Raw genomic sequence first — 23,307 nt, forward strand, 5'->3', positions numbered from 1 at the left:
CCACGTGCTGAGGTTCAAGAACATCTCTGGTGAACACCTGCAGCTTGGCCGGGGCGATGGGCCGAGCGTCGAGCCCGGCCAGATCATCATCGTCGATGCCGAGCTGGCCGAGCAGACCAGCGACGCCTACCTTGTCGGCGCCGACGAGCAGGCACGAGCCTGGCCCAGGACCACGTGGGAGCTCGTTCACGAGGCCGGCACCGCGAGCAAGACCGTCAAGAGGAGCGCGTAATGCCGACCGGAACTGGCCTGGATGCCCAGCTCGGCCTCGCCGCCGAGACCGTCGTCGGCACCGCTGTCACCCCGACCCGCTTCTACGAGTTCACCAGCGAAAACCTCGCCTGGAAGCCCACCTTCGCCGAACCCAGCGGCCTGCGGACCGGCCGCAAGTTCAAGCTCGCCGCCCGCGTCGTGCAGTCCCGCCGTACGGTCGATGGCAGCTTCGCGATGGAGTGGGCCACCCGCGGCATGGGGCTGCTGGTCGCCCATATGCTCGGCTCGACCGCCCTGCCGCAGCAGATCGCCGCGAGCTCCGCCTACAAGCAGATCCATGTCCCGGGCGGCATGGTCGGCAAGAGCATGACCATCCAGGTCGGCCGTCCCGAGCCGACCGGAGTGGTGCGCGCCCATACCTACCGCGGCTGCAAGATCAAGGGCTGGGAGTTCAAGCTCTCCTCCGACTCCATGGCCACGCTCAGCCTGGATGTCGACGGCTGGGACGAGGACCTGGCCGCACCTCTCGCGGTCGCCTCCTACGTCACAGGCACGGAGGTATACGACTTCCGCCAGGGCGTGCTGAAGCTCGGCGGCACCGCGGCCACCGCCTCGGGCGAGATGACCGTCACCGGGGGTGCCCTGGTCTCTACCGTGATCAAAGAGATCTCGATCAAGATGGAGACCCCGCTAGCGACCGAGCGCTACGGGATCGGCCAGGCTGGCACCAAGCGCGAGCAGCTGGAGAACAACGTCCCCACGATCACCGGGACCTTCACCGCGGAGTACAGCAAGGCCGAGCTGTACGACTTGATCAAGTCCAACACCACGTCGGCGCTCGACTTCGCGCTGACCGGCTCGGCGATCCCGACCGGCGCGGGCAACAACAACCAGCTGTCGTTCATCCTGCCGGCCATCAAGGTCAAGGAGGCGGCGCCCGCGGTCGAGGGCCCCGACGTCGTCCAGATGACCACCAGTTGGGAAGCCTACGACGACGAGGCGAACTCCCCAATCCAGATCAAGCTCGTCTCCGCCGACACCGCCCTGTAGGGCAGCCCACGGTGGACGTGCGCATCACCGGCGCCGAGCAACTGTCGCGGCTGTCGCAGCGGCTGAAGGACGCGGGTCGTAAGGACCTCAACAAGGAACTGAACAAGGCGATCCGCACCGCGGCCAAACCCGCCGTGGCCGACACCAAGCGGGCGATCAACACACTGCCTGTGCGCGGCGCCCGGGGCGGTGGAGGCCGCCAGAGGGAGCGCCACCACTACGACCGATCCCGGGCCAAGGACGAGGACAAGCGCAAGCTCCGGGCCCAGCGCTCCTCGGGCCTGCGGGCCACCGTCGCCTCCGCCGTACGGCTGAAGATCCGCACCGGCCGCACCAGCCGCGGCACCCGGGTGCGCATCGAGGTCGACAGCGGCCGCCTGCCCGCCGACCAGCGCAACCTGCCCCGGCACCTCGACAACCCCAAGGGCTGGCGCCACCCCGTCTTCGGCAACGACGAGGTCTGGGTCGCCCAGTTCGGCCGACCCTGGTTCGCCTCCACCATCAGGCGGCACCTGCCCACCGTGCGCGCCGCCGTGCAGACGGCCTTGAACACCATCGCCACCAAGATCGAGAAGGGATCCTGAATGGCCAAGATCAGCATCGCCGGCGAGACCATCGAGCTGGAGCTGGGCAAGTTGCCCCTGCACGAGGCGCTCGCCCTGCAGAAGGCGACGGGCTGGCGCCCGCCCGAGCTCGGCGAGGCCCTCCAAGCACAGGACATGCTCGCCATCGCGGGCCTGGCCTGGCTGATCCTGAAGTTCCGCATGGGCAAGGACGTCACCTTCGACGACATCTGCGATGGCACCTACGTGGTCGACCTCGCCACGTTCAAGATCGAAAACGAGGGTGAGGCGACGCCGGACCCTACCGAGCCCGCCGGCGCGGCGAAGACCTCGCGCTGAAGCGTCGCCGCTACCTGCCTCTGCTCGCCCACTTCTGCCATCTGCCGCCGCGCGAAGTCGACCTGCTCACCTTCGACGAGTTCGAGCTCATGTGCGCCTTCGTCGACACCTGCCTGGAGTCGCCTGACGAAACCTGACCCTATGCCCGCGAGGGAGGTCTCGTCATGGCCTCCAACATGGGCTTCGACATCTTCGCCCGCGACCAAGGGGCGAGCAAGACCTTCGAGCGCGTCGGGGATGCCGCCGAGCGCCTCGGCCGCCGCCTGGACGGCATCGGCCGTATCAGCCGTACCGTCCGCGGTGATCTGGCCGAGCTCGGCCGCTCTGCCGCGGATCTCGGCGGCGGGCTGTCCGCCGCCGGCCGCGGCGTCACAGCGCTCGGCAGCCAGTTGGCGAGTCTTGGTGCTTCCACTGTGGGTACTGCTGCCCGGCTCGGCGTCACCGCCGCGGCGCTCGCGACCTTCGGCGCGGGCGCCGTCTCGGCCGCCGGCAGCGCCCTGTCGCTGGCCGCCGCCCTCGCGCCCGCGGCCGGTGCCATCGCCGCCCTGCCCGGCGGCGCACTGCTCGGCGCCGCGGCGATGGCGACCCTCAAGATCGCGACGGCCGGTGTCGGCGAGGCCTTCGCCGCCGCCCTGGGCCCCGACTACGAGGCGTTCCTGGAGTCCGTCGCCGGCCTGTCGCCAGCGGCAAGCGCGGCCGCGTTCGAACTGAACGCGCTGTACAACCCGATCCAGCAGCTGCGTGCCGCGGTCCAGGAGGCGTTCTTTCAGCCGCTGCTGGGCCAGGTCACGCAGCTCGGCGTCCTGATCGGGCCGTTGCGGGATGGCATGTCCTCGGTCGCCGAGGCGCTCGGTGAGGGGGCGCGCGAGCTGGCCGAGTTCGCCAGCTCCGGCGAATCGTTGCGCGCGGTCGAATCGGTGTTCAGCTCGCTGCACAGGTCGGTCACCGCCCTGGTACCCGCGGCCGGCCCGCTGCTGGCAGGCTTCCGTGACCTGGGAGTGCTCGGCGCAGGCTGGCTGGCCGACCTCTCTCCGGGCATCGCCCTGGCCGTCGGACGGCTGGGCGAGTTCATCGCCAATGCGGTCGCCTCCGGCGAGGCGCTGCAGTGGATGGACAACGCCCTCATCGTCTTGCGCGCGCTGGGTTCGATCGCCGCCGACGTCGGCCGGCTCTTGGGCGGCCTGTTCGACGCGATCCGCTCCGCCGGCGGCAACGCGCTCGGCGTCCTCGGCCAGCTCATCGACGCCTTCTCCGAATGGGTCAACTCGGCAGAAGGCCAGGACGTCCTGGTCGATGTCTTCCGCGCCCTGGGCGACATCGGCCGCGCCCTGTGGCCCGTGCTGCGCGCCCTGGCCGGCGCGCTCGCCCTGATCGCGCCCCAGGCTGCCGGCCTGGCATTGGCGATCGGGCCTGGGCTGACCAGCCTGATCGGCGCCCTGGGAGCGGCGGTGGCCGCGCTCGGACCCGGCTTGATCACGGTCGCGGACGCGCTGGCCCGCGCCTTCGCCAACCCTCAGGTCGCCCAGGGGCTCCTCGCCCTCGGGCAGGGCATCTCCAGCATGCTGATCGCGCTCGCCCCGCTGATCCCGCCCGCGGTCGAACTCGCCGCAATCCTGGTCGAGCGGTGGGGGACCGGGCTCACGCTGCTGGCCAGGCTGCTGGAGCCCGTGACGTCCGCGCTGTCGGGGATCTTGCTGCCGATCCTGCCGCAGCTGTCCCAACTGCTGCGCGAGGCGGCCGAGGCCGTCCTCCCGCTGGCCGGGCAGCTCGGCGACCAGCTGGCCCTCGCGCTGCGCGACACCTCGGCCCATCTCGGCCCGCTGAACGCGGCGCTGCGCGAGGTCGGCGGCGAGGTCCTGGCCGCCCTCCGTGACGCGTTGCCGCAGGTCACGCCCCATCTAGGAAACCTGGCGCGCGGGTTCGCCGCACTGTTCGTCGAGATCGTCAAGCTCCTTCCTGATCTTGTCCGGCTGGGCGGCGACGTCCTCGTCCTGCTGATCCAGCAGACGCCCCAGCTGGTGCCCGCGGTCACCGATCTGGCCTTGGCCTGCTTGGAGCTGTTCCGCCAGGCCGCGCCCCTGGTCCCCATGCTGCTGCAGCTGCTGGTGGAGATCATCCGGCCGCTGATCCCCGAGCTGCCCAAGCTTCTGCCCCCCTTCACCGACCTGGTTCGCATCCTGGCCGATCTGACCGCCCAGGCCACTCCCCTGATCGCCAAGTTCCTGGAGTCGCCCGAGGCGCTCGCCGCCATCAAGATCTTCTCCAGTCAGGGGGTGCTGTTCCTCAACACGCTGGCGCGCAGCCTGGAACTCGTCGTCGGCCTGGCGCAGCTGGTGATCGGCGCGTTCCTGGGCCTGCCAGACCAGGCCAACGCGGGCATGGCGAGGGTCGGCTCGGCGCTGAAGGGCTGGCTCAACGACGTGATCGGTTGGATCGAGCGCATCATGAACATCGTCGCCGACCTCGTGCCCGGCGCACCCCGGGTTTCGCTGCCGCGGCTGGCCGACGGCGCCATCATCCACCGCCAGACCCTGGCCGTCGTCGGCGAGGCCGGCCCCGAGGTGGTCCTGCCGCTCACCCGTCCTGCGCGAGCGGCCGAACTCGCCCGCCGCTCGGGTCTGCTCGACCTGCTGGCCAACGCTCCCGGCGCGGGCTTCACCGACCCGAGCGTCCGCGACGCCGCCCTGGGTCCCGGCCGCTTCCGCCCTCTGCCCCTGGTCGCCGGCGGCGGTGGTGTGACGTTCGTCTTCCACTTCAACGGCCAGCCGCTCGTCAGCCGGGAAGAGATCTCCCGGCTGGTCATCGCCGCTCTCGCCGAGGCACGCAGCCGCGGCTTCAACCTGGGATTCGCCACGTCATGACCGAGATGCCACAGGCCTGGATCGAGATCGCCCTCACCCGCGACTCCCAAGGAAACCCGCTCTGGCACGACGTCAGCCCCTGGGTGGAGTGGCAGGAGGGCGTCACGATCTCGCGCCGGCGCAGCCATGAGCTCGACGAGGTCCAGCCCGGCACCATGAGCGTCGCCTTCGACAACAGCGACGGCCGCTTCACCTCCGGCCGAGCCGTCTCGCCGTACTACCCCAACGTCAAGATCAACCGCATGATCCGCCTGCGTGCTCGCTGGCCGTCCTCACCCAACCTGCTCTTGCGGGCGCAGGGCCGCAGCACAGATGCCGGCCAGTTCTCGGCCACCTCGGGCGGCCTGGGCACCAGCACGACCGCGCCGCCCGGGCAGACCTCCGCGATCCGCTGGGCGGCCGCATCCTGGAGTGACGGCGAGCTGCTGCGCATCGGCAGCAAGTCCACCGCGACCGCCACCGAGCAGGCATTCCACGTCATCCCCGGTACGGCCTACGCAGTGAGCTGCCAGGCGCGCCGCGAGACGAACTCCGTCTCGGTTGCCCTCTACCTGCGCTGGTTCAATGCCGCAGGCGTGCTGGTAACGGACACCAGTGGCACGTCCGTGGTCCTCACGACGTCCTATCAAAGCGTGTCAGTCACTGCGTCCGCGCCTGCGGGCGCGGCGTTCGCCCGCGTCGTCATGAGAGTGATGGGGGCGGCCACCGACGCCGCCATCCTCACCTCGGCCTGGCAGGTCGAACAGGCCGCGGCCCCCACCGCCTGGAAGTCGCCAGGCGAGGAGTACCGCCGCTTCACCGGCTTCGTCGACAGATGGCCGTCGGGGTGGACCAACGGCGTGCTCGGCACCACCCGGATCAGCGCAACCGACCGGCACAAACTCCTCAGCCGGGGGCGCATCCGGCAGGCCATCAAGCAGGTGATGCTGGCAACCAAGCCGGTGGCCTATTGGCCGTGCGGGGAGCCACCGGGCTCCACGTTGGCGGCCAACGCCGCGGCCAGCTCGCAGCCGTACATGCGCGTCAGGCGAGCCGGAAGCAACGGGTCCGCCGAGTTCGGCGTCCTCCAAGGCCCGGACGGCACCACCGGCGTCCAGCTGACGCCCGTGGATACCAATAACGGCCGCTATCTGCTCGCCCAGGGGCTCACCACGCCGATCGGCGGCACTCCCGGCATTTCGGTCAGCCTCTGGGTCATCTCGTCAGGCGCCCTCGCCGGCGAGCAGCGACTGTTGTACCTGGACAACGGATCCGACGACGTCCACCTGCGAGTCAACTACAACCAGTCCACCACCACCCTGTCGGTCGGCGTGCGGACCCCGAACGGCATCGGGACCGGCTCGACCAACGCGGTCAACCTCGGCGACGGCTTCCTTCACCACGTCGTGGTCACAGTGCTGTTCCGCGGCGCCGGCCAGGGCATCACCACCCGCGGCTACATCGACGGCATCGAGCGCATCTTCACCGCAACCAGCCCACCCGGCGCCGCCTGGCCGCCGCTCACCCGCGTGTTCGCCGGCGGCTACCCCGGCACCGTCGACGATCCGCGACAGTTCCTCCAGGGCACGGTCTCCCACATCGCCGCGTGGAACACCATCATCACCGCCCAGCAGGCCGCCGCGATGGCCGAGGTCACCTACGGCTACCACGCCGAGATGCCCGGACCGCGCGCCGCCCGCATCGCCGGCTGGGGCGGCATCACCCGTACCCGCATGGACGTCGGATCTGTCCAGCTCGCGGCCCACCCTCACGCCGAGCAGACCCCGCTGACCGCACTCAAGCAGATCGCCCTGTCTGAGGCCGGCCTGTTCTTCATCGATGGCGACGACGCCGCCGTCTTCCACGGCAGGCTCCGCCGCGAAGCCGCAAGCGCGCCCTCCATCGTGCTGACCGCCGACCAACTCGGCCCGGACCTGCAATTCACCACCGACGATCAACTGCTGATCAACGACATCACCATCACCCGCACCGGGCCCGACATGCCGCCGACCCGCGCCGTCGACACCGACTCCGTCGACGAGCACGGCGAATATCCCGAGCGTTTCGACACCCTGCTGATCAACGAGGAGGACGCCACCTACCGCGCCGACCACACCCTGCGCACCTACAGCGATCCACAGCCGCGCGCCGGACAGGTCTCCGTGCCCGCCCACAACCTCGCAAGCGTCTGGCCCCAAATGCTCGGCAGCGACATCGGCCAGCACATCCGCATCACCGACCTCCCCTCACAAGCACCCGGACCGTTCGTAGACCTGTGGTGCGAAGGCGTCGAAGACCAGATCACCGACTCCACCTGGACCTTCCGCCTCGACACCTCACCACGGCAGCCGCCCACCCTCATCCTCGACGACCCCCTCGCCGGCACCCTCGACTACAACGCCCTCGGATGGTGACCCCCGTGATCCGCTCACCCCTGCGCTTCGCCGACCAGGCCATCCCCACCCCCGCCCCCATCCGGACCTGGCAGAACCTCTGGGACCACCTCGACAGCCTGCCCTCGCGCGCCAGCCGACCCGTGCCACGGCCCACCGGCCACAACCCCACCGCCCGCGCTTACGCCCGAGTCGACGACGGCCGCTGGATCGCCGACTGCCCCTGGCAGTGCGGCTCCGCGTTCAACCTCCCCGCCGAGGCCACCTGGTTCTGGTGCACCCAATGCGCAGCCGCCGGCAGCGGCCACACCGCCGCGTTGATCTGGCCCGAGCACATGGAACAGCTCACCGCCAATCTGCAGTCCCTGCCCACCGCCCTGCAGTTCTGGCCATGCCTGCCCTGCCGCCCCCTGCATGCCGCCGGCCAACCACTCTGCCCGGCCTGCCAAAACCTGCTCGGCCTTCCCGCCCAGAGGGGGACCTGATGGCAACGGTCCCCACGCCGCGCACCTGGACCATTGGCGAGGTGCTGTCGGCCGCCAAGATGAACGCCGAACTGCGCGACGCGCTGGCCTTCCTGCTCGCCCCGCCCATGGCCATCCTGCGCAAGACCGCCAACCAGCTGCTCCCCAACGGCATCCACCAGACCCTCACCTACGAGACCGAGGACCTGGACCGCGACGGCGGCCACTCCACCACGACGAACAACACCCGGTATGTGGCGCAGACCGCCGGCTGGCACAGCCTGGGCGCCGCAGCAGTCTTCGCCGCCAACGGCAGCGGCTGGCGCGACGTCATGTTCCAGAAGAACGCCACCTCCGCCACCCGACAAAACCGTGCCGTCGTCGCCGCCATCCCCGGAGGAGCCGCGCAAGTCGCCGTCGCCATCAGCGGACACATGTACCTCAACGTCAGTGACTTCGTCGAGGTCGCCGTCTACCAGAACTCCGGCGGCGGCCTCAACGTCCTGCCCAGCGATCAGGACAGCCGGTTCGAGATCCGCTGGGTTTCGACATAACCAGCTCGGGGTCATCGAGCCGGAGTGGCGCCCCCGCACAGCGCCCGCGAACGCTTGTCCGCAGCGATCTGGTCAACGCTGCCGCTGCCGTACTCCCGCTGCTGCTCGGCCGTGGGGACGTACCGCCACTGGCCACCCTCCAGGACGAAGTCGTAGGTGAGCGTCGCGATCAGTCGATTCACCTGCACCTTGGCCGTCTGGCCGGCGACTGTCACCCCACCGATTGTGAAACGCACGCCAGCCGCGATCTGCGGGCACAGCTGGAAGAAGCGCACGTAGTCCGCCCGGGAGATCAGCCGCTGCCCCTGGGCCGACCAGCCATCCCAGAACCCGCCGTAGTCGGCACCCGCGTACGCGTCGAACAGACGCTGCGCGACCAACCGCACCTTGACCTCCTCCGCCCCAGGGCGGAGATTCTCCGTCGTGCTCGGCGCCGGCTCGCCCTGCGGCTGCACGAACTGTTCCGCTATCGACGGCTGCTGCGCAGGTTGCTGAACCGAGCCCGTCTGTGCCGACTCAGCGGCCGCCTCACGGGGCGGCGGGCTGGCGGACATGTTCGACACGATCGCCAGCGTGGCCGCCCCGACCGCGACGATGCCTACCACGGTCAGCAAGATCAAGATCGGCCCGAGCACCGCGCTGTTGCTCCAACCCAGCTTTCCGCGCCCCGGCGGAGATGACACCCGCAACCCCTTTCGCCCACGCGGAGAACACCGGCGCCCCCCTGCCGCACTCCTGTTCATCGCCCGGAGTGGAGCTCCCGTTTCACCGGGCCGGAGCACATCCCTGGAAGGGAGCGCCATGACCGAGCCGTCCAGCGGCCTGACCGCCGCCGTCGCCGAGCTCCGCCGCCTCCTCGAGGTCGGCCTCACCGAAATCCGCGGCCAGCTCGCCCTTCTGCTGCAACGCGCCGAACAGGCCGAGCGCCGTCAGGACGAGCTAACTGACCGTGTCGACCGCCACGACGAACGGCTGCGCGTGCTGGAGGGCGCCCAGGCCGCCCGCCTGGACGCCGCCGGCAGCTCCACCCGCCGAGCCACCTGGATCTCCGTCGTGATCGCCGCCTGCGGTCTGGCCATCACGATCACCCTCACCCTGCTCAAAACCTGATCCGCCGCGACCGCGTCCGCCCAACGCGAGGAGACCTACATGCTCACCATCCGCGCCGCCAACTACCACCGCGGCCGCCTGTCCCCGATCCGGCTTATCGTGATCCACTCCATGGAGGCGCCGGAGAAGGGCGACACGGCCGAAGCTGTCGCCCGCTACTTCGCCCGCCGCTCCACCAAGGCCTCGGCGCACATATGCGCCGACAACAACAGCCTGGTGCGCTGCGTGCCCGACCGCGACACGGCCTGGGCCGCGCCCGGCGCCAACAGTGACGGGCTACAGCTGGAACTCGCAGGCTACGCCCGGCAGTCCCGCGCCGACTGGACCGACACCTACTCCCGAGCCCTCCTCGACCAGGCCGCCCGCCAGTGCGCCACCTGGGCCCGTTCCTATCGCATCCCCATCCGCAAGCTGAGCCGTACCGAACTGCGGGCAGGCCGCCGCGGCTTCACCAGCCACGCCGACGTCAGCCTCGTCTACCGGCGCAGCGACCACACCGACCCCGGGCGCGGTTTCCCGTGGGACCGCCTGCTCAACCTCACCGCCGAGCTGGCCGACGACGGCCAGGGCGACGAGGAAGTGAAGGTCCCTACCTGGCAGGGCTCCCGTCTGGGCCCCGGCAGTGAAGGCGACCAGGTCCGCATCTGGCAGCGCCGTATGCGCGCCCGCGGCTGGGACCTCGCCGTCGACGGCCGTTTCGACGCAGGCATCGACGGGAGCATCTGCCGCAAGTTCCAGCGCGAAAAGCGCCTGACCGCCACCGGCGTTGTCGACGAGGCCACCTGGCGCGCCGCCTGGACCGCGCCCATCACCTGAACCGGGCCAACCTCGCTCGGTCTCTGGCTTCCGGTCCTCAGCTCATCGGGGGGTAGCTGAGGGCCGGAACCCCCCGACGTCCACCCCTCCCCGCCCGACCCGCCACCGGACAACGGTGCGCGGCTGGGGAGTTACCCATGACCTGCACAACCGATCCGCTCCGGCTGGGCTCGTTCTGCACCGGATATGGCGGCCTCGACATGGCCGTTCAGACGGTGTTCGACGCCGAACTGGCCTGGACCGCGGACAACAACCGCGGAGCCGCGCAGATCATCACTCACCGCTGGCCGCACGTTCCCAACCTCGGTGACATCAGCGCCGTCGACTGGGCAGCTGTGCCGCCGGTCGACGTCGTCGCCGCCGGGTTCCCGTGCCAGGACATCTCATACGCCGGCCGCGGAGCTGGCATGACCAAGGAGACGCGCAGTGGACTGTGGTTCGTCATCGCCGACGCCCTTCGCCAGCTACGACCGGCGCTCGTCGTCGTGGAGAACGTGGCCGCCCTCCGCAGGCGCGGACTCGACCGCGTACTCGGGGACCTGGCCGCGCTCGGGTACGACACAGCGTGGACGAGCCTGCGAGCATCGGATGTCGGCGCAGCCCATCGGCGCGAGCGCATGTTCCTGCTTGCTGCCGACCCCGACAGCCCGAGACTCCCGTGGCGCCGCCAGCCCCGAGTCCCGTCGGCGGGGCAAGCATCAGCTGAATCTGCCGGATGTGGTCTGCGCGTACCTGCTGCCGACCCCGACAGCCTCGAACCCCAACGACGGGGAGAGCCCGCAGTCGTGGCTGGCTCGCCGAGATCAGCAGCGATCGCGGCGGTCGATGCCGCTGGCCGTGGCGGTACGGCTGCTGCCGACGCCCAGGGCCAGCGACACAGGGACGCTGGGGCGAAAGCCCAGCCCTGGATTCCGGCCGCCGCTGTCCACGGTGCTCCTGTCGGCGTCGAAGCCGAATGGCGAGCCGACGACCAGCTGATCGAGAGCAACTGGGACCGCATCCCCGACTGGGGAGTCTACGAGGCGGCTATCCGGCGGTGGGAACACGTGATGGAGCGATCGGCCCCGGCACCGACCGAACTCGGCACCCGCGGACAACCTCGCCTCGCCGCGCGGTTCGTCGAGTGGATGATGGGCCTGCCCGACGGGCACGTCACCGCCATCCCCGGCCTTTCCCGTACCGCCCAGATGCACGCCCTCGGCAACGGCGTCGTACCGCAACAGGGCGCCGCAGGCGTTCGCCAGCTCACCGACGCAGTGCGCAGCATCGACTCCTGCAGTTGAGACCTCATCACCCTGCCCTCACGTCGACCGGCGTGAGGGCTTCACCTTCCCTGAGGGAGCATGGCCATGTCCGATCACCTCGTCAGCCTGATCCGCACCTACGCCGCGATCTGGATCCCCTCCATCGCCGCGTTCCTCGCCAAGTTCGGCATCGACCTGCCCGTGGACCAGATGACCATCGTCGTCGTCGCGCTGGCGGTCTCCGCGTACTACGCGGTCGTCCGTGCCGGCGAGAAGCGCTGGCCCTGGCTCGGCGTGCTGTTCTTCTCCAAGCGCCAGCCCAGCTATACCTCCACAAGCGGCCCTGGCACCACCGGTGATCGCGAACCGTACACCTTCCGGGGCTGACCACCGTCCCCTGGTACACAAGGATGCGCCCCGCTCGGTCCCCGAAAGGGGATCGAGCGGGGCGCCCTTTTCGTGCTCCAGACGGTTCAGATGGAGGCGACGTTGGATGCCAGGCGTGGTGTAGGCAGGTCGGTGGGCGGGCGCCACGCGTAGGCGAGGATCTCCTCGGGTTGGATGGAGATGGTGCTGTCCTTGGCCCAGAACGCGAAGCGGAAGTCGGCGTGCTGGTGGGCGGGCTCGCCTTTGGCCGGGTTGGCTGGGATGTCGTGGACGTCGATGTCCACGGGGATGATGTCGTGGGCGGGTGGGGAGACGGCATGCTGCCAGGGCAGGCCGGTCTCTTCCTCCAGCTCGCGTAGCGCCGCTCCGTACAGCGTGAGGTCTTCGGGTTCGACGTGACCGCCGGGCAGTAGCCACCTGTCCAGCGCTCTGTGGTGGATCATCAAGACCTGGCCAGTGTCGTTGATGGCGGCGGCGCTACAGGTCACATGGAGTGGCAAGGTGATGCGCGAGGTGGGGTCTGCCTGTCCGTTGAGCGTGGCGAACAGGGGCAGGAGGTCGGGTGCGCGGTCCGGGTGGGCTTCGAGATATCGCGCTACGACGTCGCGGATTTCCTCGCGGGTGACGGTCATGACACCTCATGGAAGTAGGTGAGCCAGGTGGCCGCAATCGACTGCCGGACATTGGCGGGAACCTCCCACATGCCCGGATCGTGGTCGCTGCTGGCGAGCAGGGCGAGCGCGGCGAGGATCTCGGCCTGCACCAGAAGGATGAATGCGCCGACGGATGCGCCGTGCAGGAAGTTGACCGCGTTGCCGTCGGCGAGCACGTAGAAGTAGTGGCCCGTACGGCTGTACTTGGTGACGTGCGGCTCTGCGGCGGCACGGGTGTAGAGACCGCTCAGGGCCGACAGCTCCAACTCGTCGTCGCTGCTGGTGACGCTTGCGATGTAGGCGCCGTTGGCGACGCGGCCGAAGTCCTCCTCGCGTAAGGCCATGTTGCCGGTCGCGCACACTACGATCCCGGCTCCGGCGAGGGCCTCGGTCAGGGTGGCGGTGGTGCGGTAGCCCTGGGAGACGGCTTGGACGCGGCGGACGGGGTCTAGGTCGTAGACGGTGACACCGACGTGCTTGGCATGGAGCATCGCTGCGATGGAGCGGCCGAGCTTGCCGTAGCCAATGACGCAGGCAGGGCGGCCGTTAAGGATGTCGTCGCGGCTGCGTACGAGGGCCTCGGTCGAGAACACGACGCTCTGGCCGACGAGGTAGTCCTCTGGGTCCTTCAAGGGTGAGCGGGCGACGGAGAAGATCGGGCACGGTGGCTTGTCGAGTTGGGCATAGCGCTGGTGGCCATTCTCGGTGTCCTCCACGACACCGATGAGCCTCCCGGAGAACTGCATGTGCAGCTGCCCCAGCGCCGGGGCGAAGTAGCCGCCGACATCCAGAAGCACCAGGTCGCGTCCGGCGGCCCGCGACTCGACGTAGGCCAGGACGTGCTCAGGGTTGGAGAAGGTCTGCCGGTCGAGCTCGTCTACCTGCATGGCCGAGCTGACCTCGCGCAGTGCGGCCTCGTTGATGGAGCGGGGCTTGGGCAAGATCGCCACGACGTCGGAGAGCCGGGCGACGCCGTGCAGGAAGGCCGGGCGCTCGGCGAGCAGATGGGTGATGACCAGGCTGGCGGGCTGATCAGTGACGGGGTGCGCCTCGGTGATGCGGCGGAAGAACGCGGCCACGCGCCCGCGCTCGAAGTCCTCAAGCACTATCCCTCCAGAGGGTGGTGTGACTTCCTTTCGTCGTGCTCGAACTGTGTTCCGTACAGCCCAGCCGCCGCCCCATCGGCAGAGACGCCACCCGAGTGCGGCGGCTGGGCCGCGGTTAGTGATGGAAGTGGATAAGCACCCGGCGTGCCGCGGCCGTGAGCATGTCCATGGGATCTCCCAGTTGAGCGCCGTTGACGCGGCAGGGCGACCAGCCGACCACCTGACCGGCTCGGTCAACGACCGGCCGGGCAAGCCCGGCGAGCTGGCCTTCGACCAGCACGCTGTAGCCGCCGTCGGCATCGAAACGGCGGACCAGGTCGTAGGTGGCCTTCACGGTCAGCACGCGACGGCCTTTGGCCCACCGATATCTGAGCGGTACTCCGCACCGCGTCCGGCGCACACGCGCCGGACAACCGCGCTGATCCGGCGCAGAGCAGCCCGACTGGCCGGGCTGACCTCACTGCCGTCCGGCCAGCGCTGCCTGTCGCCGCCGCTCAATCTCCAGTTCCTTACGGGCTCAGCCATCTCTGTCACCCTCCCTCGCTGATGGATCTGTGCTCTCTCGTCGGGGCGAGCGCGCCGTACCGGCCAGCAGCAGGTCTTCGACGTGAACGCGCTCAGCGAGCTTGGCTTCGAGCTGGTCGAGCGTGGGCGCGTCGAGAGTCGCCGGCCACCCCTTGCGGCGCAGAGGGGCAGGCAGAGCGATGCGGCGAGTGGCGTACCAGGCGCCGACGCCCGCAACCCCTGAGCCTCGGCTACGCCAGAGCCGCCATGCCGGATACTGCTCCTCTAACTGGATGCCCACCTGGTGTTCGGCAACGCAGGTGGTGCAGACAGCCGGGCGGCAACCATCGGTGCGGAAGAACGCCGCAGGGCCCGCGGCCGCTGTGACCTCGACAACGAGATCTCGACCGCACGAGACGCATTCGATTCCCTCACGCTGCCGGCGGGTGAGCTGCCACCGAACCCTCATCGCAGCCTTGAGGAGTGCGTACGTGACGGCCTCGGACATCATGACGTTCGGCTGACCGGCCATCACCGCACTGCAGCCTCAGCGTCAGCGAGCACACGCAGGATGTACTCGAACGACTCGCCGGAGACCAGGCCGTAACCATGCTCGTGGTCGTGAACCTCCTGGCGTGCCCAGGGCTCCCATACCGCTCGGATCGCGGCCACGTCGCCCCTGGCGATCCCCATCGCATCGGCGATCCGCCACACGGGCGCACCGAACTGCAGCGCGTTCGTCAACGCCAGCATGTGATGGCGCAGCGTCCAATACGCGAGCGCCGACAGCCAGGCCAGTTCTTCCAGGCGGAACTCCACGCCACGTGCCTCCCGCGGCGTGTGCCCGAGGCGTGTCCACTGGCGAAAGACCTGGTAGATGTTGTACTCCAGCGCGTCACCGCACGTCTTGACTTCGGCCACTCACGCCACCTCCATCAAGGCCTCGGCGGCTCGGCCCAAGAGCAACCGACGGCCCGGCGTATCTGCTCGCGGCCCGGCATGTTCGAGCCAGGGCGGGTCGTTCTGTGGGAGCCGGTCGAAGCCGGAATAGCCAGCTCCGCCCGCGGAACGATCTAGCGCGCGGGGTCGAGCCGATTGGGTAGGACGGCGAGCAGCCGTTCGAGAGCGGCCAGTTCGTCGGCGGCCGCGACCCGTGCCCAGCCTGCGGCCTCCTGCTCGGCCGACAGCTCCGGCCCCCAGCCCGCGCACCACGCCAGCGAGTTCTGCGGTCGCCATGCCCGCCATCCGGGCCACCGCCCCTCCAGCGAACTCATATCCATCGGCACTCGGCCTTCCCCCGACGCCTCGCGCTGCAGGAACAGCCACGCTTGAGGTACGACACGCGGCAGCCAGCGACCGTGCCTGATCGCGTCCACGGCTTCTCGCCTCAAGCGGAAGCACAACCGCCACTTGCTCGACTCGACGCTCTGCAGCGGCCTCGGCCGGAACCGTTGCCACCGGCTCCACCTCGCCGAGGTCGGCTGCCTCGACGTCCGCCGTGAGGCAGACGTGTGTGCGCCGGAACTCTGCGTCCGACATCCGGCGGCGATGCAATCCGCAGGCCACGTACATGCTCAACCGCTCGGCCATCAGCTCGGCCGACGGCGCCGCATACTCGTGCGGGCCCGCAGCGTTACAGCCGTGCGCGTAGGGCGGGTGGCCGCAAACCGCGCACCCCATCGCCAACGGCGGATCATCCACGCTGTAGCACTGCTCGCGCACTACCGGGGCCGGAGCGGCTGGACGACGGCGAGCGGCTCGCGGAGCCAGGTCGAGCGTGAGGCCGCTCATCGCTCGCTCCCCACGCGCAACGCGATACTCGGGTGCCAGTACAACTCTTCGGGACTCGCCTGGTTCAGCGCGCTCACCACGATGCTCGCGCACCGGTCGCACACACTCAGCGCGGTGATGTAGCCCTCAGCGAGTAACTGGAGGCACGACGACTTGAGCGCTACCGACGGAGTTTCGCACTCGGCGACATCCAAGCCGACCGCGCTCGCGTCAGGTCTATGGTTGGCCACGGGTCAGGACCTCTTCCTGATCAAGGGCCCGTTCTGGTCGTCTGCGGCGCCGGAGCGGGCCCGACCTGTGTCTAGGTCAGCGCGAACCTGACCTTGCAAGGCGTCCTACTTCGCGCCCCACTTGGAATTACAAGTTCGCGTCCTCGACGATAAACTCACTTGGAATTACAAGTCAAGGTACTTGGAAATCCAAGTGGACTTGTATCCTCTGTCCATGTCCGAAGCCCAGGGCTTCCCGTACCAGCGCATCGTCGATGAACTGCGCGCAGAGATTCTGGGCGCAGCGGTGGTGCCGGGCGAGAAGCTCCCGTCCGAGAACGACCTAGCCAAGCGCTACGGAACGACGCGGCCAACCGTGCGTCGGGCCCTCGCGCTGCTCAAAGCAGAAGGGCTGCTGACCTCCAGGCAAGGTCAAGGCGTCTTCGTCCGTAACAAGCCCCGGGTACGACTCCTGATCAGCGGCTCGAACTTCCGCCGACACCGAGAGGCGGGACTCCCAGGCTTCAACGCCCAAGTACTGGAACAGGGCATGATCCCGGCGCAGCGGGTGCACGAGGTAGCCACGGTTCCGGCGACAGCGGCGATTGCCGAACGCCTCAACCTCGCAGAGGGCGCGCCGGTCATCGCTCGTCGGCGGATCTTCACCGCCAACGACGAGGCCGTCGCCCTCTGCGACAGCTACTACCCTGCGGAGTTCGCCGAGGGCACACCCATCGCCGAGCCAAACATGATCAAGGGTGGCGTATATGCGGTGATCGAGGATCCGGACGGGCCAATCCGCCGACTGATCAGCCGTTCCATCGACGACCTGGTGGCACGGATGCCGACACCGGCTGAAGCTGAGGCTCTCGGGCTCATGTTGGGCGTCCCAGTGGTTCAGGTGGTCCGCACTGTTTACGACTCCGAGGACAGGCCAGTGGAAGTGCAGGACTCTGTCATGTCCGCGGCCAGCCACGCGTTCCGATACGAGGTGCAGATGAGATGACCGCCGGCCCCCGCCCGCTTCGGATCGGAGCTTGCCTCTCGCTCTCCGGCAAACACGCGCGTTTCGGACGCCAGGCCGCTGCCGGCCTCCAGGTCTGGCGGGACGCCGATCAGGCCGCCGAGCTGATGATCGAGGATGACCAGAGCGAGCCGGACGTTCTTGAAGCGGGGCTTCGCCGCTTGGCCGACTTCTCCGACATCATCCTTGGGCCGTACTCCACGCACCTCATGCGGCGGGCCGGGAGGGTCATCGCGTCTCTTGATCGCCTCCTCTGGAACCACGGCGGGTCTGGCGACGATGTCGAGGCAGCGCATCCTGGCCACGTCATCTCTGTACTGACCCCAACGAGCCTCTATGCGGAGCCGTTCATTCGCCGGGTGCTGCGGTCCGAACGCTCTGGCCGACTATGGATCGCTCACGGCAAGGGGCGCTTCGGGCAACAGGTCGCTGACGGAGCCGAGAAGGTCGCTCGCTCGATGAAGATCCCCACCGTGCGTCTTGGACCGGACGAAGCGCTCCCGTCGCCCCGGGAAGCTTGGAACTTCTTCTGCGCTGGCTCGTTCGAGGAGGACGTCGAGCGCGTCCGGCTCGTTAGAGAACTGCCGCGCCCACCGCAGTCCATTTGCGCCGTGGCTGCCGGAGTCCAAGAGTTCGGCGAGGCTCTCGATCACCCGCAGGGGGTTTACGGCGTCGGGCAATGGATTCCTGGAAGTGGTGGTGAAGCGCACCTCGGCCTGAGCGAGGTGGAATTCGTAGCCCGGTACAAGGACCGGACCGGCGATGCTCCGGACTACCCGGCGGTCCAGGCCGCCGCCACCGCGACCCTCGCAGCTCACTGTACGAGGCAGGTGGGAACCACGGAGCGGCAAGCCCTATGGTCAACCGCGCTGGCCCTGGAGACCACTACGGTGTTCGGCGCTTTCAAGGTCGACCCCAGCGGCGTCCAAGTGGGCCATCAAGGAGCGCTCATGAGGTGGTCGTCCACCGGCCTCACCGCTGCTACCTAACGAAATCTCGACCCATCTCACGACCTCGCCCGCCGTGGTGAGGTCACGTCCCCAGCGGAAGCCCAACCCGGTCATGAGGGTGAGGCTGTATGCCCTTGAATCCCAGGGCCGGCGGTCGACGAGTGCGATCTCTCCTGCCTCGATCACCTCGAACCGCACACGATCGAGTCGGATATCAGCCCGCACGTGCAGGCGGCCCGGAGAGATCCCTTCGGGGAGGGCAGCGAGGGCGCTGATCGCCATCTCACCAACGATGATCTCTATGCGGTGTGCTGAGGCCTCGTCCACCAGGTGCTCGACGAGACCGCGGGCGAAGCGTCGGGCTGTCGCGCACATCGCTGGGATCGCAGGCAGGATGAGGTCGAAGGACTCCTCTTCGGCCATCCAAGTCCCCTGAGTTGTAACGGCAAGTTCACATGCTGTCGGGACAGCTTGATCCGTATCGTCCAGGCCCGTCAAGCTGTCCGGGTGGAAGCGCCGCTGTACGTACAACTGGCCGATGAGCTGAGGCAACGCATCCTGATCGGACAGCTCGCCGCAGGCGAGAAGCTCCCTTCTCGGCCGCAACTCTCCCGAGAACGCAACGTGAGCTCGAACGTGGTCAACGCGACCTTCGATCTCTTGGAACGTGAGGGCCTCATCGAGCGCCGCAAGGGATCGGGCACGTACGTGGCTCAACGGCCCACTGTGCGCCGGCTGCTACGTACTGGCTCCAACGTCCGCCTGTACGGCGCTCCGCCCTTCCTGCCGGACCTGAGACCCGCGGACGGTGCAGCAGGAAGCTTCCGATGCACGGGGGCGACACAGCCGGCCTCCGTCTCCGTGGCCGAGCGGCTCGGCCTGAACATCGGCGCCGATGTGGTGCACATCCAATACGTCTGGTACGTCGATGACGATCCGGCAGTCGTGGCAACGTCCTGGGAGCCGGGTGAGCTCGTGCGCGGAACGCCGATCGCCTTTCCCGAGGAGGGCCCGTACGCGACTCAGGGCGTGGTGGGGCGCATGGCGCAGATCGGTGTCCAGGTGGATCGGATCGTCGAACGCGAGACTGCCCGCATGGCCACGGCCGAGGAGGCGGCGAAGACAGGGTGTCCCGAGGGAACGATCATGCTAGTGATCTGGCGAACGTACTGGGCCGAGCAGCGCGCGGTGGCGACGGCCGATATCGCCATCCCCACCACGCGCTACGCGGTCGAACGCGAGCATGAGCAGCCTGCCCTGAGTTCCTGATCAGGCGGCCAGCGGGACCGCTGCGTCCTGCTTGGTCTTCTTGCGCTTCTTCTTGTCCTTCTTCGCCTTCTTGGGCTTGGGGCTCATGACGAGCTCGAGCACCTCGGCGGCGCGCTGGTCCGCTTCGGGTGACAGATGTCCGTACAGCGCGGTGGTCACCAGGATGGAGGCATGACCGAGGCGGCGGCTGACGGTGTCCATGCTCACGTTGGCGGCCAGCAGCTCGGTGGCGTGGAAGTGGCGGAACTTGTGCAGGGTCGCCGCCGTGACGATGCCGGACTTCTGAGCCAGGTCGGCGACCTTGGCCCAGATCCGCGACCAGCCGTTGGAGTGCAGGATGCCGCCCCGGGGAGCGGTGAACAGCAGGTCGTCCGGTGCGAGGTCCTCGATGAGGCGGCGTAGCACGGGCACTGCGGCCTTGGGGATCCGGATCGTCCTCAGCGCCTTGTCGCTCTTGCCGTACGGCGCGCGATACAGCCGCCTAGGCCTGCGCGTCTCCTTGATGGCTCCGGAGACCGTCAGCAGGCGCCGCTTGAGGTCGACGTCCCGGCGGCGCAGAGCGGTGAGCTCGCCGAAGCGCAGGCCGGTGGCCACCGCGAGCGTGACCATGTCGCCCGCGAGCTCGCTGATCTGGTAGGCGAGCACGATCCAGAACGCGATCTCGTCGGCCGTGGGGACCTCGTCGCGAGTGACCGCGCGGCCCTCGAGGGCCGGGAGCCGAACACTGGCGCAGGGGTTGGCGGCGATGTAGCCGCGGGTGGCGGCGAAGGCCAGCGCGGGAGACAAGACGGATCCGTGGACGTTGCGGATGGACTTGGGCGCGTACGGGATGAGTTCGCCGCGGACCTTGTAACCGCGACCTTCCATCCACGCGACCCAGGCCTGGCCGACTTCGACGGTGAACTGCCCGACATCCAGCCCGCCCAGCGGGCCCACCCGGCGCCCGTCCGCCAGCGTGACGACCGCCGGTCGCACGTGCAGGTCGAACTGATCGGCGTAGTTCTCCAACTGCCGCTCCTCGGCGGGGTGGTGCGGCTGGCCGACGTACTCCTCGAAGACCTCGGCCAGCGAGCGGCCGACGGCAGCGGCCTCGGCGAGCTCTTGCGCGGGCGGCGCTGGCTCAGGGACGGGTTCGACCGCTGCGCCGATGCCGATACCGCGGCAGCCTTTCGGGTAGCCGGGCGGTCGGTTCTCGCCGTGAGCCTCGACCAGGCCCTTGAAGCGGCGGGCGGTGGTGTAGTCGTGACACGTCTCGCTGTCGATGCGGCCGTCCTTCTTGCCGTCGACGCGCCAACGGACGCGGTAATGCATGCCGGATTTGGTCGGCCGGTGATCTATCTTGGCCACGATCTGGACATCCCTCCGTAGGAGCCACCGACCTCCGCGCGGCCCCTGGTGTGTCCAAATGTGTGTCCATTTCCTGGAGACACAAAGAGCCGCTGACCTGTACACGCAGGTCAACGGCTCTTTTTGGTGCGCGGTGGTGGTGGGATTTGAACCCACGGATGAGTTGCCCCATCACACGCTTTCGAGGCGTGCGCCCTCGGCCACTAGGCGACACCACCGCCGATGAGCTTACCGGATCCGCCGAGTGGCGAAGAACTCCTTAAGTACCGCGGAACACTCATCCGCGAGCACGCCCATGACGACCTCGGGGCGGTGGTTGAGGCGGCGGTCCCTGACGACGTCCCACAGGGAACCCACGGCGCCGCCCTTCGGATCCACCGCGCCGTACACGATCCGGTCCACCCGGGCCAGCACAGCGGCGCCCGCGCACATGGTGCACGGCTCCAGGGTGACCACGAGCGTGCAGCCGGTCAGGCGCCAGGAGCCGCGTGCCGTGGCGGCCCGCCGTACGGCGAGGATCTCGGCGTGGGCGGTGGGGTCGGCGCTCGCCTCGCGGTCGTTGCCCGCGCGGGACAGGACCTCGCCCTCGGCGGAGAGGATCACGGCGCCCACGGGGACCTCGCCGCGTGCCCCGGCCTGCCGGGCCTCCTGGAGTGCCAGGCGCATGGCGGCCGCGTGGGTCAACGCAGGCGGTCCAGTTCGTCGGCGAAGGCCAGGCGCTCGGCGATGACCGACAGGACGTCGGCGGGCAGCACGCCCTCCTCCATGCTGAGCTCCAGGAGTTCCTCGGAGCTGACGCCGAGGTCGCTCAGCAGCTCGAAGTCGCCGGACGGCTTCACGCCGAGCCCGTTGCCCTCCTTCTCCGGCGCGACACCGGCGAACTCGGCGAACAGCTCGCCGAGGGTGTCGGTCAGGCCGGCGTGCGCGTCGGACAGGAAGACGCGCGGCTCCTCCTCGCCCGTGTAGCGGGCGATGGCGAACCACTCGTCCTCGACCTCGACGCACAGCAGCGCCAGCTCATCGCCGGCCAGGCCCAGACTCTCCTGTACGGCGTCGCCGAGATCGTCGACGAACTCGGCCGCGCTGAGGTCGACCTCGGCACCGCTCCAGCCGTCCTCGGTCCTGACGAAAGCCGCAGAGAAGGTGTTAGAGGCCATCCCGAACTCCCGTGAGTCAGCCGAAGACCGATTCGATGGCGCGCTCGAACGGCTCGGAGAATCCGAGTCGCCCGGCGATGCTGGACAGGACGTCTTCGGGCAGCAGGTCGATGTCGCCGGACAGGATGCCCAGCTCCATCTCGTCGAGCCCGAGGTCGGCGAAGATCGACAGGTCGCCCGCGGGCAGCACCGTGTCCTCGTCCTGGAGGATCTCGTCGAGCTCATCCTCGTCGGGGATCGGGACGTCGATGTATTCGAGGACCTGCTGGGCGAGCGGGAAATCCCAGGAGGCGGCGATGTCGGACAGGAAGACATCGACCCGCTCTCCGAGAACGCGCAGCGCCACGAAGAACTCATCCCCAACGGCGACCAGGCCAATCGTGCCGCTCTCGCTCGGCTGCTGGCGTAGCGAGTGGATCAGCCCGTGCAGGTCGGAGGTGAGCCCGATAGGAAGTAGTTCGGCGTCCCAGCAGCCGTCCTCGCGGTAGACCACGACGGCAAAATCAAGGGCGTCTTCGTCTGCCATCGTCCATCCACCCGATCCCTGACCTGACGGCCACTAGTAGGGCACCCAATCGTTCCAGACGTGCCTACCCGCCGTGGGCGGCTCCGACCAAATTGTGATCAAAACCAGTTCCGCGACGTGCCGGTACGTTCCACACAAGATAGCGTTGTCCCTTATGGAAACCCTCGTCGTCGATCATCCCTTGGTGGCGCACAAGCTCACCGCGCTGCGGGATGTCCGCACCGACTCGCCGACGTTCCGCAGGCTCGCGGACGAACTGGTGACTCTGCTCGCGTACGAGGCCACTCGTGACGTCCGGGTGACCGACGTCACGGTGCGCACGCCCGTCGCCGAGGCCCATGGTGTACGGCTGGCGCGGCCGTACCCGCTGGTGGTCCCGATCCTGCGGGCCGGGCTCGGCATGTTGGAGGGCATGACGCGGCTGCTGCCCACGGCGGAGGTCGGTTTCCTCGGCATGATCCGCAACGAGTCGACGCTCCAGGCGGAGACCTACGCCACCCGGCTGCCCGACGACCTGTCCGGCCGGCAGTGCTACGTCGTGGACCCGATGCTGGCCACCGGCGGCACGCTGGCGGCGGCGATCCAGTTTCTGTTCGACCGGGGCGCGGTCGACGTGACGGCGCTCTGCCTCCTGGCGGCGCCGGAGGGCCTGGCGCACATGGACAAGGTGTTCGCCAATTCCGGCAAGCCCATCCGCTTGGTAACGGCCGCTCTTGACGAGCGGCTGAACGAGAACGGCTACATCGTGCCCGGCCTCGGGGACGCCGGCGACCGTCTCTACGGCGTGGTCTGAGAACC

27 protein-coding genes and 1 tRNA gene are annotated in these 23,307 nt (G+C 68.8%); 16 read left to right on the plus strand and 12 right to left on the minus strand.

What is annotated here, in order from left to right; genetic code table 11:
• The first annotated feature begins 4 nt into the window (after positions 1-4).
• The 8 genes from ACFWYW_RS14605 (at position 5) to ACFWYW_RS14640 (ending at position 8,416) form a co-directional block, all read left to right on the plus strand.
• Positions 5-232 (plus strand): hypothetical protein, encoded by a 228-nt coding sequence (locus ACFWYW_RS14605; RefSeq protein WP_379613128.1) that lies wholly within the window; start codon positions 5-7, stop codon positions 230-232.
• Positions 232-1,263, plus strand: a complete 1,032-nt coding sequence (locus ACFWYW_RS14610) for a phage tail tube protein (protein ID WP_379613127.1) — start codon at positions 232-234, stop codon at positions 1,261-1,263. Before ACFWYW_RS14605 ends, ACFWYW_RS14610 begins: the two co-directional genes overlap by 1 nt.
• Before the next feature lie 11 nt (positions 1,264-1,274).
• Positions 1,275-1,847 (plus strand): hypothetical protein, encoded by a 573-nt coding sequence (locus ACFWYW_RS14615; RefSeq protein ID WP_379613126.1) that lies wholly within the window; start codon positions 1,275-1,277, stop codon positions 1,845-1,847.
• The gene (locus ACFWYW_RS14620; protein WP_379613125.1) at positions 1,848-2,165 is read left to right on the plus strand and encodes a hypothetical protein; all 318 of its coding nucleotides are present in this window, start codon (positions 1,848-1,850) and stop codon (positions 2,163-2,165) included.
• Positions 2,166-2,329: 164 nt separating this feature from the next.
• Positions 2,330-5,026 (plus strand): hypothetical protein, encoded by a 2,697-nt coding sequence (locus ACFWYW_RS14625; protein ID WP_379613124.1) that lies wholly within the window; start codon positions 2,330-2,332, stop codon positions 5,024-5,026.
• Positions 5,023-7,419 (plus strand): hypothetical protein, encoded by a 2,397-nt coding sequence (locus ACFWYW_RS14630; RefSeq protein ID WP_379613123.1) that lies wholly within the window; start codon positions 5,023-5,025, stop codon positions 7,417-7,419. Before ACFWYW_RS14625 ends, ACFWYW_RS14630 begins: the two co-directional genes overlap by 4 nt.
• Before the next feature lie 5 nt (positions 7,420-7,424).
• Positions 7,425-7,883, plus strand: a complete 459-nt coding sequence (locus ACFWYW_RS14635; RefSeq protein ID WP_379613122.1) for a hypothetical protein — start codon at positions 7,425-7,427, stop codon at positions 7,881-7,883.
• Positions 7,883-8,416: a hypothetical protein gene (locus ACFWYW_RS14640; protein WP_379613121.1), complete on the plus strand. Its 534-nt coding sequence runs from the start codon at positions 7,883-7,885 to the stop codon at positions 8,414-8,416. The genes ACFWYW_RS14635 and ACFWYW_RS14640 overlap by 1 nt, the downstream gene beginning before the upstream one ends.
• 11 nt (positions 8,417-8,427) lie before the next feature.
• Here ACFWYW_RS14640 and ACFWYW_RS14645 read toward each other — a convergent pair whose 3' ends face one another.
• Positions 8,428-9,051 (minus strand): hypothetical protein, encoded by a 624-nt coding sequence (locus ACFWYW_RS14645; RefSeq protein ID WP_379613120.1) that lies wholly within the window; start codon positions 9,049-9,051, stop codon positions 8,428-8,430.
• 166 nt (positions 9,052-9,217) lie between these two features.
• On the opposite strand from ACFWYW_RS14645, the gene ACFWYW_RS14650 reads away from it, so the two are divergent.
• From ACFWYW_RS14650 to ACFWYW_RS14665, 4 genes are all read left to right on the plus strand, one after another.
• Complete coding sequence (locus tag ACFWYW_RS14650; RefSeq protein WP_379613119.1) at positions 9,218-9,526, plus strand: hypothetical protein; 309 nt, start codon at positions 9,218-9,220, stop codon at positions 9,524-9,526.
• A gap of 39 nt (positions 9,527-9,565) precedes the next feature.
• Positions 9,566-10,342 carry an N-acetylmuramoyl-L-alanine amidase gene (locus ACFWYW_RS14655; RefSeq protein ID WP_379613118.1) on the plus strand — a complete coding sequence of 259 codons (777 nt, stop codon included), beginning with the start codon at positions 9,566-9,568 and terminating at the stop codon, positions 10,340-10,342.
• Between the two features lie 137 nt (positions 10,343-10,479).
• Positions 10,480-11,625: a DNA cytosine methyltransferase gene (locus tag ACFWYW_RS14660; protein WP_379613117.1), complete on the plus strand. Its 1,146-nt coding sequence runs from the start codon at positions 10,480-10,482 to the stop codon at positions 11,623-11,625.
• Between the two features lie 66 nt (positions 11,626-11,691).
• Positions 11,692-11,973, plus strand: a complete 282-nt coding sequence (locus ACFWYW_RS14665; RefSeq protein WP_379613116.1) for a hypothetical protein — start codon at positions 11,692-11,694, stop codon at positions 11,971-11,973.
• Between the two features lie 86 nt (positions 11,974-12,059).
• Here ACFWYW_RS14665 and ACFWYW_RS14670 read toward each other — a convergent pair whose 3' ends face one another.
• The 6 genes from ACFWYW_RS14670 to ACFWYW_RS14695 form a co-directional block, all read right to left on the minus strand.
• On the minus strand, positions 12,060-12,605 hold the full coding sequence (locus ACFWYW_RS14670; RefSeq protein WP_379613115.1) for an NUDIX hydrolase: 546 nt from the start codon (positions 12,603-12,605) through the stop codon (positions 12,060-12,062).
• A complete protein-coding gene (locus ACFWYW_RS14675; RefSeq protein ID WP_379613114.1) occupies positions 12,602-13,732 on the minus strand; it encodes an adenosylhomocysteinase in 1,131 nt (376 codons plus the stop codon). Before ACFWYW_RS14675 ends, ACFWYW_RS14670 begins: the two co-directional genes overlap by 4 nt.
• A 115-nt stretch (positions 13,733-13,847) precedes the next feature.
• Positions 13,848-14,075, minus strand: a complete 228-nt coding sequence (locus ACFWYW_RS14680) for a hypothetical protein (protein ID WP_379613113.1) — start codon at positions 14,073-14,075, stop codon at positions 13,848-13,850.
• Between the two features lie 174 nt (positions 14,076-14,249).
• Complete coding sequence (locus ACFWYW_RS14685; RefSeq protein ID WP_379613112.1) at positions 14,250-14,768, minus strand: hypothetical protein; 519 nt, start codon at positions 14,766-14,768, stop codon at positions 14,250-14,252.
• Complete coding sequence (locus ACFWYW_RS14690; protein ID WP_379613111.1) at positions 14,768-15,157, minus strand: hypothetical protein; 390 nt, start codon at positions 15,155-15,157, stop codon at positions 14,768-14,770. The genes ACFWYW_RS14685 and ACFWYW_RS14690 overlap by 1 nt, the downstream gene beginning before the upstream one ends.
• A 152-nt stretch (positions 15,158-15,309) precedes the next feature.
• Positions 15,310-15,510, minus strand: a complete 201-nt coding sequence (locus tag ACFWYW_RS14695) for a hypothetical protein (protein ID WP_379613110.1) — start codon at positions 15,508-15,510, stop codon at positions 15,310-15,312.
• 961 nt (positions 15,511-16,471) lie between these two features.
• On the opposite strand from ACFWYW_RS14695, the gene ACFWYW_RS14700 reads away from it, so the two are divergent.
• From ACFWYW_RS14700 to ACFWYW_RS14710, 3 genes are all read left to right on the plus strand, one after another.
• Positions 16,472-17,242, plus strand: a complete 771-nt coding sequence (locus ACFWYW_RS14700) for a GntR family transcriptional regulator (RefSeq protein WP_379613109.1) — start codon at positions 16,472-16,474, stop codon at positions 17,240-17,242.
• Entirely contained in the window at positions 17,239-18,249 is a 1,011-nt protein-coding gene (locus ACFWYW_RS14705; protein ID WP_379613108.1) for an ABC transporter substrate-binding protein, read from the plus strand. The genes ACFWYW_RS14700 and ACFWYW_RS14705 overlap by 4 nt, the downstream gene beginning before the upstream one ends.
• Before the next feature lie 291 nt (positions 18,250-18,540).
• A complete protein-coding gene (locus ACFWYW_RS14710; RefSeq protein WP_379613107.1) occupies positions 18,541-19,479 on the plus strand; it encodes a GntR family transcriptional regulator in 939 nt (312 codons plus the stop codon).
• Here ACFWYW_RS14710 and ACFWYW_RS14715 read toward each other — a convergent pair whose 3' ends face one another.
• The 5 genes from ACFWYW_RS14715 to ACFWYW_RS14735 all read right to left on the minus strand — a co-directional run bounded on the left by ACFWYW_RS14715 (position 19,480) and on the right by ACFWYW_RS14735 (position 22,509).
• Entirely contained in the window at positions 19,480-20,790 is a 1,311-nt protein-coding gene (locus ACFWYW_RS14715) for a tyrosine-type recombinase/integrase (protein WP_379613106.1), read from the minus strand.
• 167 nt (positions 20,791-20,957) lie between these two features.
• Positions 20,958-21,044: transfer RNA gene (locus ACFWYW_RS14720), tRNA-Ser, on the minus strand.
• 10 nt (positions 21,045-21,054) lie between these two features.
• Positions 21,055-21,492 (minus strand): tRNA adenosine(34) deaminase TadA, encoded by a 438-nt coding sequence (gene tadA, locus ACFWYW_RS14725; protein WP_379613105.1) that lies wholly within the window; start codon positions 21,490-21,492, stop codon positions 21,055-21,057.
• A gap of 14 nt (positions 21,493-21,506) precedes the next feature.
• A complete protein-coding gene (locus tag ACFWYW_RS14730) occupies positions 21,507-21,983 on the minus strand; it encodes a tRNA adenosine deaminase-associated protein (protein WP_379613104.1) in 477 nt (158 codons plus the stop codon).
• A gap of 16 nt (positions 21,984-21,999) precedes the next feature.
• On the minus strand, positions 22,000-22,509 hold the full coding sequence (locus ACFWYW_RS14735; protein ID WP_379613103.1) for a tRNA adenosine deaminase-associated protein: 510 nt from the start codon (positions 22,507-22,509) through the stop codon (positions 22,000-22,002).
• A 154-nt stretch (positions 22,510-22,663) separates the two neighbouring features.
• Between ACFWYW_RS14735 and upp the strand changes: the two genes are divergently transcribed.
• A complete protein-coding gene (gene upp, locus ACFWYW_RS14740) occupies positions 22,664-23,302 on the plus strand; it encodes a uracil phosphoribosyltransferase (RefSeq protein WP_379613102.1) in 639 nt (212 codons plus the stop codon).
• The last annotated feature ends 5 nt before the right edge of the window (positions 23,303-23,307 follow it).

Origin of the sequence: Nonomuraea sp. NPDC059023, from assembly GCF_042740095.1 — a bacterium.
In the GTDB taxonomy this organism is placed as follows: domain Bacteria; phylum Actinomycetota; class Actinomycetes; order Streptosporangiales; family Streptosporangiaceae; genus Nonomuraea.